8 protein-coding genes are annotated in these 11,804 nt (G+C 71.7%); 5 read left to right on the top strand and 3 right to left on the bottom strand.

The features are described 5' to 3' along the window. From MTQ10_RS20650 to MTQ10_RS20665, 4 genes are all read left to right on the top strand, one after another. The coding region (locus MTQ10_RS20650; RefSeq protein WP_247470310.1) for a response regulator transcription factor at window positions 1–277 on the top strand (277 nt) is incomplete at its 5' end. Window positions 278–617: 340 nt separating this feature from the next. Next, window positions 618–1,910: an HRDC domain-containing protein gene (locus tag MTQ10_RS20655; protein WP_247470311.1), complete on the top strand. Its 1,293-nt coding sequence runs from the start codon at window positions 618–620 to the stop codon at window positions 1,908–1,910. Between the two features lie 458 nt (window positions 1,911–2,368). Then, the gene (locus MTQ10_RS20660; protein ID WP_247470312.1) at window positions 2,369–3,589 is read left to right on the top strand and encodes a thiolase family protein; all 1,221 of its coding nucleotides are present in this window, start codon (window positions 2,369–2,371) and stop codon (window positions 3,587–3,589) included. Beyond that, complete coding sequence (locus tag MTQ10_RS20665; protein WP_247470314.1) at window positions 3,586–5,715, top strand: 3-hydroxyacyl-CoA dehydrogenase NAD-binding domain-containing protein; 2,130 nt, start codon at window positions 3,586–3,588, stop codon at window positions 5,713–5,715. The genes MTQ10_RS20660 and MTQ10_RS20665 overlap by 4 nt, the downstream gene beginning before the upstream one ends. 274 nt (window positions 5,716–5,989) lie before the next feature. On the opposite strand, the gene MTQ10_RS20670 is transcribed toward MTQ10_RS20665, so the two are convergent. Beyond that, window positions 5,990–6,994 (bottom strand): hypothetical protein, encoded by a 1,005-nt coding sequence (locus MTQ10_RS20670; RefSeq protein WP_247470315.1) that lies wholly within the window; start codon window positions 6,992–6,994, stop codon window positions 5,990–5,992. A 214-nt stretch (window positions 6,995–7,208) separates the two neighbouring features. Between MTQ10_RS20670 and MTQ10_RS20675 the strand changes: the two genes are divergently transcribed. Next, window positions 7,209–7,583 (top strand): NTP pyrophosphohydrolase, encoded by a 375-nt coding sequence (locus tag MTQ10_RS20675; protein WP_247470316.1) that lies wholly within the window; start codon window positions 7,209–7,211, stop codon window positions 7,581–7,583. A 114-nt stretch (window positions 7,584–7,697) separates the two neighbouring features. On the opposite strand, the gene MTQ10_RS20680 is transcribed toward MTQ10_RS20675, so the two are convergent. Next, complete coding sequence (locus tag MTQ10_RS20680) at window positions 7,698–9,197, bottom strand: amino acid permease (protein ID WP_247470323.1); 1,500 nt, start codon at window positions 9,195–9,197, stop codon at window positions 7,698–7,700. A 140-nt stretch (window positions 9,198–9,337) separates the two neighbouring features. Further along, a complete protein-coding gene (dxs, locus tag MTQ10_RS20685) occupies window positions 9,338–11,266 on the bottom strand; it encodes a 1-deoxy-D-xylulose-5-phosphate synthase (RefSeq protein WP_247470326.1) in 1,929 nt (642 codons plus the stop codon). Window positions 11,267–11,804: the final 538 nt, after the last annotated feature.

Consider the following 11,804-nt stretch of genomic DNA (forward strand, 5'->3'; position numbering starts at 1 on the left):
CCCCGGTGCCGCCCCCATCGGCGCCGCAGCCGCGCGTCTGCACCGTCGTCCCCCGGGTGCCCCGAGCCACCCGGGTGGCTACCGCGAGCTGTCCGGCCGCGAGGTGGAGGTACTGCGGCTGGTGGCGGAGGGCCAGTCGAACAAGGCGATCGGTGTCTCCATGGGCCTGTCCGCGCTGACGGTCAAGAGCCACCTCGCCCGCATCGCCCGCAAGCTGGGCACCGGCGACCGGGCCGGCATGGTCGCGGTGGCGCTGCGCACCGGCATCATCCACTGACTCCCGCCGAAACGTCCCCGCCGCCTCTCCCGGCACTCCGGGCTCTCCCGCTGCCCTTTCTCATAGGCCTGAGCACTCCTCCCATCCCCCCTTCCCTTCGTCCCCGGGCGCCTGCCGACGGAACGTTCCCTCGGTAGGCGCCCTTCCCGCGCCCCCACCCGCGCAACGAGCGCGCCGGAGGCTCCCGGCGAGCGGTTCCGCGCAGACACGTACGGGACGGTCCGGGCGACGAGAACAGCGGCAACCGTGACCCATGTCATGACACCGTTTCCGCAGGTCAGCCGAACTTTCGGCCGAAAGCGCAGGTCAGCTCGGCGCACAGTGCGGATACCCTTGACAGGTGACCGACGCCCGAGACACCGCAGCAGACACTTCACTGCGAACCACCGGAGGCGCCCCTCCGGACGACGGCGGACCGAGTGCTGACGGGGCGCCGATTCCTCTGTTGGAGCCGCGCGAGGGCATCCCTCCCGTGATCGCGGACGAGTCCGCGCTCGCCGAGGTGATCGCCGCCTTCGCCGCCGGGTCCGGACCCGTGGCCGTCGACGCCGAACGGGCCTCCGGCTACCGGTACGGGCAGCGCGCCTATCTCGTGCAGCTGCGCCGCGAAGGCGCGGGCAGTGCGCTCATCGACCCCGTGGCCTGCCCGGACCTGTCCGGTCTCGGCGAGGCGCTGGCGGACGCCGAGTGGGTGCTGCACGCCGCCACGCAGGATCTGCCGTGCCTGCGGGAGATAGGCATGGTGCCGACGCGGCTGTTCGACACCGAGCTGGCCGGCCGGCTCGCCGGATATCCGCGGGTCGGCCTCGGCGCCATGGTCGAGAACGTGCTCGGCTTCATCCTGGAGAAGGGCCACTCCGCCGTCGACTGGTCCACCCGCCCGCTGCCCGAGCCGTGGCTGCGCTACGCCACGCTCGATGTGGAGCTGCTGGTGGACCTGCGCAACGCGCTGGAGAAGGAGCTGGACCGGCAGGGCAAGCTGGAGTGGGCGTTGCAGGAGTTCGACGCGATCGCGTCCGCCCCGCCGCCCGAGCCCCGCAAGGACCCGTGGCGGCGTACGTCCGGCATGCACAAGGTGCGCAGGCGCCGCCAGCTCGCCGTCGTACGGGAGCTGTGGCAGGCGCGGGACCGCATCGCGCGGCGCCGGGACGTTTCGCCGGGCAAGGTGCTGTCCGACGCGGCGATCGTGGAGGCGGCGCTGGCCCTGCCGGGCTCGGTGCACGCGCTCGCCGCGCTGAACGGTTTCGGCCACCGGATGGGGCGGCGCCAGCTCGAACAGTGGCAGGCAGCCGTGGACCGCGCCAAGGCGCTGCCGGAGTCGGAGCTGCCGCAGCAGGGTCAGCCGGTGCTCGGTCCTCCCCCGCCCCGCGCGTGGGCCGACAAGGACCCGGTGGCGGCGCAGCGGCTGTCGGCGGCGCGGGCCGGGGTGACGGCACTGGCCGAGAAGCTGAATCTGCCGCAGGAGAACCTGATCACGCCGGACACGGTGCGCCGCGTCTGCTGGGAGCCGCCGAAGCCGGCCGACGCCGACTCGGTGAGCGCCGCGCTCACCGGGCACGGGGCACGGCCCTGGCAGGTGGAGCTCGTGACGCCGGTGCTGGTGGAGGCCCTGTCGTCCGCACGGGCGCAGTGACCGGCGACGGCCGGCGCGGGTCCGTCCGTTCGGGCGCGAGAGCCCCGGCCTGCGCCGACCGGGCGTGACGACGACGGAGACCCCCGCCGCGGTGGAGACCCCTCTGGGCCGCTCCACCGCGCCGGGGGTCTCCGTCTCCCCGGCGCCCGGCCGAACCCGGCCGACCCGGCCGACCCGGCCGGCCTTCCGGCCCGAGCGGCGCCACCACCCCACCCCCGTACAGCACGCCACGCAGCGCGGGGTACAGCCGCGCGCAACCCCGCGGTCGTACGCTCGCACCGCCGTGCCGCGCTGTCCGGGCGGACCCGGCGATCCGGTCGGACCGGGCCGTCCGGGTGTGACCTTCACCGCTTGCAGCTCCGGGACTGGGCAGCGACATTACCCATGAGTAGCATGGGCCTGAGCGCGCGCTCAGCGCATCGCAGCAGTGCCATCCCGCACCCTGGAGGAGAGCCATCGTGCCTCGTACCGTCAGGGACGTCGTCTTCGTCGACGGCGTCCGCACCCCGTTCGGCAAGGCGGGCCCGAAGGGCATCTACCACGAGACCCGCGCCGACGACCTTGTCGTGAAGGCGATCCGGGAGCTGCTGCGCCGCAACCCCGGTCTGGACCCGAAGAAGATCGACGAGGTCGCCATCGCGGCGACAACGCAGATCGGCGACCAGGGTCTGACGCTGGGCCGCACGGCCGGCATCCTCGCCGGGCTGCCGCAGTCCGTGCCCGGTTACTCCATCGACCGCATGTGCGCGGGCGCCCTGACGGCCGTGACGACGACGGCCGGTTCCATCGCCTTCGGCGCGTACGACGCCGTCATCGCAGGCGGTGTCGAGCACATGGGCCGCCACCCGATGGGTGAGGGCGTCGACCCGAACCCGCGGTTCGTCTCCGAGAAGCTGGTCGACGAGTCCGCCCTGTTCATGGGCATGACCGCGGAGAACCTGCACGACCGCTACCCGTCGATCACCAAGCTCCGCGCCGACGAGTACGCCGTGCGCTCGCAGGAGAAGGCCGCCAAGGCGTACGCCAACGGCAAGATCCAGCAGGACCTCGTGCCGATCTCGGTGCGCCGCACCAACCCCGAGGGCGGCGAGACCGGCTGGGGCCTGGTGACGCAGGACGAGCCGATGCGTCCCGGCACCACCCTGGAGAACCTGGCGGGCCTGAAGACGCCGTTCCGTGTGCACGGCCGGGTCACCGCCGGCAACGCGGCCGGTCTGAACGACGGCGCCACCGCCTCGATCATCGCCAGCGAGGACTTCGCCCGCGAGAACGGCCTGCCGGTCAAGATGCGCCTCGTCTCCTACGCCTTCGCGGGCGTGGAGCCGGAGGTCATGGGCTACGGCCCGATCCCCGCGACCGAGAAGGCCCTCGCCAAGGCCGGCCTGTCGATCTCCGACATCGGCCTGTTCGAGATCAACGAGGCCTTCGCCGTGCAGGTGCTGGCCTTCCTGGAGCACTACGGCATCGCCGACGACGACGCCCGCGTCAACCAGTACGGCGGCGCCATCGCGTTCGGCCACCCGCTCGCCTCCTCCGGCGTCCGTCTGATGACGCAGCTGGCCCGCCAGTTCGAGGAGCAGCCGCACGTCCGCTACGGCCTGACCACCATGTGCGTGGGCTTCGGCATGGGCGCGACGGTCATCTGGGAGAACCCGCACTTCGACGGAGGCGACAAGTGAGCACCACCGCTGAACTCCTGAAGGGCGCGGCCGAGCTGTTCCCGGACGAGGTCGTCACGCAGGCGCACGTACGCCATTTCGACCTGCCGCTGGGTGCGGGCCGCTTCGCGCTCATCACCCTGGACAACGGCCACGACCACACCAAGCCGACCACCTTCGGCCCGCAGTCGCTGGCGAACCTCAACGCCGCCATCGACCAGGTGGAGAAGGAAGCCGCGGACGGCGAGATCGTCGGCGTCGGCATCACCGGCAAACCGTTCATCTTCGCGGTCGGCGCCGACCTCAAGGGCGTCGAGCTGCTGAAGGAGTGGGACCACGCCTACGCGATCGGCAAGGGCGGCCACGACGTCTTCAAGCGTCTGTCCGGTCTCGCGGTCCCGACGTTCGCCTACTACAACGGAGCGGCCATGGGCGGCGGCGTCGAGGTGGGCCTGCACTGCACCTACCGCACGGTGTCCGCGGCGCTGCCCGCGTTCTCGCTGCCCGAGGTCTTCCTCGGCCTGGTGCCCGGCTGGGGCGGCTGCACGCTGCTGCCGAACCTGATCGGCGCGGAGAAGGCCGTCTCGGTGATCATCGAGAACAGCCTCAACCAGAACAAGCAGCTCAAGGGCAAGCAGGTCTACGAACTCGGCATCGCGGACGCGCTGTTCGAGGGCGCGGACTTCCTGGAGCAGTCGCTGCTCTGGACCGCCTCCGTCCTCGAGGGCGAGATCACGGTCGAGCGTCCGGCGGTGGACCGCGGCGAGGCCTGGGACCAGGCCGTCGCCAAGGGCCGTTTCTTCGCCGACTCCAAGGTGCACGGCGCGGCCCCGGCCGCCTACCGGGCCCTGGACATCATCGCCGAGGCCAAGGACGGCGACCTCCAGAAGGGTTACGACGCCGAGGACAAGGCGCTCGCCGACCTGATCATGGGCGGTGAGCTGCGCGCCGGCATCTACGCGTTCAACCTGGTGCAGAAGCGCGGCAAGCGCCCGGCCGGCGCCCCGGACAAGAGCCTGGCCCGCCCGGTCACCAAGGTCGGTGTCGTCGGCGCCGGTCTGATGGCCTCTCAGCTCGCGCTGCTGTTCCTGCGCCGCCTGGAGGTCCCGGTCGTCCTCACGGACATCGACCAGGAGCGCATCGACAAGGGCGTCGGCTACGTCCACGCCGAGATCGACAAGCTGCTCGGCAAGGGCCGTATCAACCAGGACAAGGCCAACCGCCTCAAGGCGCTGGTGACGGGTGTCCTGGACAAGGCCGAGGGCTTCGCGGACGCGGACTTCGTCATCGAGGCCGTGTTCGAGGAGATGGGCGTCAAGCAGCAGGTGTTCGCCGAGGTCGAGGCGGTCGCCCCGGCGCACGCGATCCTCGCCACCAACACCTCCTCGCTGTCCGTGTCGGAGATGGCGTCGAAGCTGAAGCACCCCGAGCGGGTCGTCGGCTTCCACTTCTTCAACCCGGTCGCGGTGCTGCCGCTGCTGGAGATCGTCCGCGGCGAGCAGACCGACGACGCCTCGCTGGCCACGGCGTTCGCCGTCGCCAAGAAGCTGAAGAAGACGGCCGTTCTCGTCAAGGACGCCCCGGCGTTCGTCGTGAACCGCATCCTGACCCGCTTCATGGGCGAGATCCAGAACGTCATCGACGAGGGCACCCCCGTCGAGGTCGCGGAGAAGGCGGTCGAGCCGCTCGGCCTGCCGATGTCCCCGCTGGTGCTGCTGGAGCTGGTCGGCCCGGCGATCGGCCTGCACGTGTCGGAGACCCTCAACCGGGCCTTCCCCGACCGTTTCAAGGTCTCCCCGAACCTCAAGGCGGTCGTCGAGGCGGGCAAGCGCGGCTTCTACGTCTACGACAGCGGCAAGCCGGAGCTGGACCCGGAGGTCGCCGCGCTGCTGAAGCAGGGCGATGCCGTCCTCACCGAGGAGCAGGTCCGTGACCGTGTCCTGGACGCGGTCGCGCAGGAGATCGCCCTCATGCTGGACGAGGGCGTCGTCGCCGAAGCACAGGACATCGACCTGTGCCTGATCACCGGCGCCGGCTGGCCCTTCCACCTGGGCGGCATCACGCCGTACCTGGACCGGGCGGGCGTGTCCGAGCGGGTGAACGGCAAGAAGTTCCTGCAGCCGGGAGTGGCGTCGGTCCCGGCGTGACACCCCCAGCACCCTGAAGAGGGCCTCCGCATCACGCGGGGGCCCTCTCTCGTCCTGCGCCGCTTACCGGGACGCGTCCGGGCGGCGGTCGCCGGTCGGCGTGGCGCATCCCCTGGACGGGGACGGCGGCCCGGTTCCGTCCGCCGGGGTGGCCGCTCCCGCGCCGGGCCCCGGCAGCGCCGCAGGCCGCACGGACGGGCCGGTGGCTGCCCTCCCCGGTTCCCTCACGCCTCCCGGGGCCGTGCGGGAGCCGTCCGGCACCCGCACGGCGGTGTCAGACCGCCTGCCAAGGCGTCAGAGCCAGGCCGGGCTCGTCCTTGCGGCGCGCCAGGAACAGCGCCCCGGTGGACGGCGACTGAGCCGCGGCCACGACCCTTCCGTCGGAGTCCAGTGCCAGCGAGACCTCGACGTCCGGCGGCAGCTCGGCGCCGGACCGCGTCCACGACGCTCCGGCCCACTCCTGTTCGCTCGGGAAGGCCGCGAAGGAGACGCCGCCGGTGGCCGAACGCTGCGCGAGGAGCGTGCAGTCCTGGCCGTCGAGTTCGCAGCGCACGGCGGCGATACGTCCCGTGCCGGCCGCGTCGAGCAGTTCGACCGGCTTGCTGCCGGGCCGCCAGGCGCACAGCCGGCCGTCCTCGTCGACGAAGAACAGGGTGGTGTTCTCCTCGGACGTCGCCAGGGCCTTGAGCGTGCCCGGGACGGCCCTGGCCTCCACCGTCTCCTCCAGCTCGAAGACGGTGGCCGGCTGCGGCTGCCGACCGTACAGGACGGCACCTCGCGCGGCCACGTAGACCTCGATACGGCCGTCCTTGCCGGCCGCCGCGGCGGGCGCGCCCTGCAGATCGGCGCCCTTCAGGTCGCGCCACGGTCCCCAGCCGCCCTTGAGTGCCTGGGCACGCATGTTCAGGCCGCCGGCGGCGTTGCGGACGAAGACGTGGGCGCGGCCCTGGTGGTCCACGGCGACAGCGGGCTCGAAGGACTCGTCGCCCTTGCCGTCGGGGTGAGCAATGGGATGCCAGTCCAGGGGCGCCAGCAGAGGCCGGAAGTGGGTGGAGTGCACCAGCCCCGTATCGGGTCCCCAGGAGATCAGATGCCCGTAGGAGTCGATGCCCTGGCCGATCGCCAGCACCGGGCGCACCCGCTGGTCTCCGCCGATCCTGCGCGGTGCGTCCCAGGGGCCCCCGGGCACCCTCTCCGCCCGGCACAGCACGAAGTCGCCCGAGAGCTGGTAGACGCTGAGGCGGCCGTCCCGACCGCATATGAGCCACTCACCGTTCACCGGATCACTCTATGCCGACCTGGGGGGTGCTGATGTACCCGGGGGGTATCCGTCGCACAGCGCACGGAAGGTATGTCGCAACCGTACGGAAGGCCTGGACCTCACCTTTTCGGCCGGGGGGTGGTGAAGGGCACCGGTACGGGCGCCGCGCCGTGGGCGGCGGGTACCGTCACTCGGAACAGCCGACCGCATCCTGACGAAAGACCTCACCCGCATGGACAACGGCAGCCCGCTTCTCGTGATCGTCGACGGCGCGAACGTCGTCGGCTCGGTGCCCGACGGCTGGTGGCGGGACCGGCGCGGCGCGGCGTGCCGGCTGCGGGACCGGCTGGCGGCCGACGGGCTGCCCGGACACACCGGGCCGGTGGAGATCGTGCTGGTGGTCGAGGGTGCGGCGCGAGGTGTGGAGGCGGTGCCCGGGGTGCGGGTCGAGGAGGCCCCGGGCAGCGGTGACGATCTCGTCGTGGAGCTGGTCGCGGGAGCCGCCGGCCGTGCCGTCCTCGTCGTCACCGCCGACCGGGAGCTGCGCCGCAGGGTGACGGAGCTGGGCGCGGAGGTGACGGGGCCGAGGGCGGTACGGGGGGACTGACGGGGACGAGGACGCCACGGACCGGGGACGCTCCGACCAGCAGGGGCCGAGGACGCCACGGCCCGATCGACGGGGGGCCGGGCGGCCCGATCGGCCGGCCGCCCGTCCCTGCGCCTACAGCGTCTCCTCCGCCGCCGGCTCCTCGCCTCGGGCGAGGCGGCTGTGACTGCGGCCGTACAGGAAGTACACGACGAAGCCGATCAGCATCCAGATCGCGAACCGGATCCATGTCTCGGCGGGCAGGTTCAGCATCAGCCACAGCGAGGCGCACACCGACAGGATCGGGACGACCGGCACCCACGGGGTGCGGAACGCCCGGTGCAGGTCGGGGCGGGTGCGGCGGAGGATGATCACGCCGATGGCGACGACCACGAACGCGAACAGCGTGCCGATGTTCACCAGCTCGGCCAGCTCCTGGAGCGGGGTGAAACCGGCGAGGACCGCGATGAGCACGCCGAGCAGGATGGTCGGCCGGTGCGGGGTCTTGAACCGCGGGTGGACGCGGGAGAAGAACCGCGGGAGCAGTCCGTCGCGGCTCATGGCGAAGAAGACGCGGGTCTGGCCCAGCAGCAGGATCATGCAGACGGTGGTCAGGCCGACGGCGGCGCCGAAGCTGATGAAGCCGGAGAACCAGGGGTGCCCGGTGGCCTTGAAGGCGTCGGCGAGCGGCGCGGTCACCGACAGGTCCTTGTAGGACTGCATGCCGGTGACCACGATCGACACGGCGACGTACAGCGTCGTGCAGATCAGCAGGGAGCCGAGGATGCCGCGGGGCATGTCGCGCTGCGGGTTGCGGGTCTCCTCGGCGGCGGTGGCGACGACGTCGAAGCCGATGAAGGCGAAGAAGACGACGGATGCCGCGGTGAAGATGCCCATGACGCCGAAGTTGGCGGGCGCCCAGCCGAACATGAGCTGGATGAGCGGGGAGTCCAGGCTGTTCCCGGCGCCGACGGGCTCGGACTTCGGGATGAACGGGTCGTAGTTCTTGCCGTGGATCAGGAAGGCGCCCGCGATGATCACCACGAGGACGACCGTGACCTTGATCGCGACGACGAGCGAGGTGACGCGGGCGGACAGCTTGGTGCCGAGCACCAGGATGGCGGTGAGGACGAGGACCAGAGCGGCGGCGAGGATGTCGAAGCCGAAGCCCTCGGCGCCGTCGCGGGTGCCGAGCGCGGCGGGCAGATGCCAGCCCGCGTTGTCGAGCAGCGAGGCGATGTAGCCGGACCAGCCGACGGCGACCACCGCCGTGCCGAGGGCGAACTCCAGGACGAGGTCCCAGCCGATGATCCAGGCGGGGAACTCGCCGAGGGAGGCGTACGAGAACGTGTACGCGGAGCCGGCGACCGGCACGGTGGAGGCGAACTCGGCGTAGCAGAGGGCGGCGAGCGCACAGACGACGCCGGCGACGACGAAGGCCAGGGCGACGGCCGGGCCCGCGTTGTTCTTGGCGACGGTGCCGGTGAGGACGAAGATGCCCGTGCCGATGATCACGCCGACGCCGAAGACGGTGAGGTCCAGCGCGGAGAGGGACTTCTTGAGCGCGTGCTCGGGTTCCTCGGTGTCGCGGATGGACTGCTCGACGTTCTTGGTCCTGAAGAGGGTGTTGCTCACGGGCGACCTCCCACGCTGGCTCGTCCCCGACATGATCGAGAGGGGGCGCGGTACGTATGCCCCGGCACGTTCCCTTTCACGCGAATGGGCCGGTTTCACCACTCTCGCAGAGGTGAAACCGGCCCGCTCGTTGATGGGGGTCAGTCGCGTGCGGCCTCGACCTGTCCGACGTCGGCGGCGGTGCGCTCGTACCGCCCGTCGAGCTTGGCGACGAGGCCGGTGACCTGCCGGGCGATGTCGGGCGCGGTCAGTCCGATCTCGGCGAGGACCTCGGCGCGGGAGGCGTGGTCGAGGAAGCGGGGCGGGATGCCGAAGTCGCGCAGCGGCACGTCCACGCCGGCGTCGCGCAGAGCCTGGGCGATGGCGGAGCCGACACCGCCGACGCGGGAGTTGTCCTCGACGGTGACGACGACGCGGTGCCGTTCGGCGAGCGGGGCCATGGCCTCGTCGACGGGCTTGACCCAGCGCGGGTCGACGACGGTGGTGGAGATGCCCTGCTTGCGCAGCAGGTCGGCGATCTCCAGGCACATCGGGGCGAGGGCGCCGACGGAGACCAGCAGGACGTCGGGGGTGTCGGTGCCGGGCTCGCGCAGCACGTCCATGCCGCCGACGCGGCCGACGGCGGGTACGGCGGGGCCGACGGCGCCCTTGGAGAAGCGGACGACGGTCGGGGCGTCGTCGACGGCGACGGCCTCCCGCAGCTGTTTGCGGACCTGGTCGGCGTCGCGCGGGGCGGCGAGCCTGAGGCCGGGGACGACCTGGAGGATCGACATGTCCCACATGCCGTTGTGGGAGGGGCCGTCGGTGCCGGTGACGCCGGCGCGGTCCAGGACGAAGGTCACGCCGCACTTGTGCAGGGCGACGTCCATGAGGACCTGGTCGAAGGCGCGGTTGAGGAAGGTGGCGTAGACGGCGAAGACGGGGTGCAGTCCGCCGGTGGCGAGGCCGGCGGCGGAGACGGCGCCGTGCTGCTCGGCGATGCCGACGTCGAAGACCCTCTCGGGGAAGCGCTTGGCGAACTTGTCGAGGCCCACGGGGTGGAGCATCGCGGCGGTGATCGCGACGATGTCGTCGCGCTCCTCGCCGAGTTTGACCATCTCCTCACCGAAGACGGACGTCCAGTCGGCGCCGGAGGTGGAGATCGGCAGCCCGGTGTCGGGGTGGATCTTGCCGACGGCGTGGAAGCGGTCGGCCTCGTCCTGGAGGGCGGGCTGGTAGCCGCGGCCCTTCTCGGTGAGGCAGTGCACGATGACGGGGCCGTTGAACCGCTTGGCGCGGGACAGCGCGGACTCCAGGGCCTCGATGTCGTGGCCGTCGATCGGTCCGACGTACTTCAGGCCGAGGTCCTCGAACATGCCCTGCGGGGCGATGAAGTCCTTCAGGCCCTTCTTGGCGCCGTGCAGGGTGTCGTAGAGGGCCTGGCCGACGACCGGGGTGCGCTCCAGGAGGTCCTTGGTGCGGGCGAGGAACCGCTCGTAGCCGTCGGTGGTGCGCAGGGTCGCCAGGTGGTTGGCGAGGCCGCCGATGGTCGGGGAGTAGGAGCGCTCGTTGTCGTTGACGACGATGACGAGGGGGCGGTCCTTGGCGTCGGCGATGTTGTTCAGCGCCTCCCAGGCCATGCCGCCGGTGAGGGCGCCGTCGCCGATGACGGCGGCGACGTGGCTGTCACGGCCGAGGAGCTGGTTGGCCTTGGCGATGCCGTCGGCCCAGCCGAGAACGGTGGAGGCGTGGCTGTTCTCGATGATGTCGTGCTCGGACTCGGCCTGGGAGGGGTAGCCGGACAGGCCGCCCTTCATCTTCAGCCGGGAGAAGTCCTGGCGGCCTGTGAGCAGCTTGTGGACGTAGGACTGGTGGCCGGTGTCCCACAGCACCTTGTCCTTCGGGGAGTGGAAGACGCGGTGCAGAGCGATGGTCAGCTCCACCACACCGAGGTTGGGGCCGAGGTGGCCGCCGGTCTTGGAGACGGCGTCGACGAGGAAGGTGCGGATCTCCTCTGCCAGCTGGTCCAGCTCTTCCAGGCTGAGCCGGTCCAGATCGCGCGGTCCCCTGATGCGGGTCAGCAACGGCACCCGTGCCTCCTTGCAGTAAGAGCTGTTCGAGCTGTTGCCGGGCTTGTCGAGTCTAATGTTCCGCCTCGGCGGGCGGCGCCCGGACCCGTGACACACGGGTGCCCGGACCGGGGCGGTCCACTACCGGTGGGCGTCGAGATCCGCGTTCCGGGTCGGCCGGGTCCCTGCCCGGGGTGTTTCGTACGGGTGTGTCCGGTGCGGTGGCGGCGCAGGTCACCGGCGCTGTGCCGGAGCGGCCCGCAGGCTCCGCCCTGCGCCGGACGGGCGGGCCGGAGCGGGCCGCAGGCCCCGTGCGGCGCCGGACGGGCGGGCCCTGCCGTCCCGTCGCCGGCCTCCGGACGCACCGGTGCCCGGCGCCGTGACGGCGCCGGGCACTGGGCTGGAGGTGGGGGCGGGCGGACCCCGTCGCCGCTAGGCAGTTTCGTTTGGATCAGTCGGTCGTTGGTCCGGGTGTGCCGTTGACTGATGCGCAGTGGGCGCGGATTGAGCCGTTGCTCCCGGACCGGACACCGAAGCGGGGTGGCCGCTGGCGTGACCA

Source organism: Streptomyces sp. XM83C (assembly GCF_023072675.1).
GTDB classification, from domain to species: Bacteria; Actinomycetota; Actinomycetes; order Streptomycetales; family Streptomycetaceae; genus Streptomyces; species Streptomyces thermocoprophilus.

Coding starts and splice junctions, on each gene's coding strand:
- MTQ10_RS20675 (WP_247470316.1), top strand. CDS start 7,209: ATGGACAACGGCAGCCCGCTTCTCGTGATCGTCGACGGCGCGAACGTC.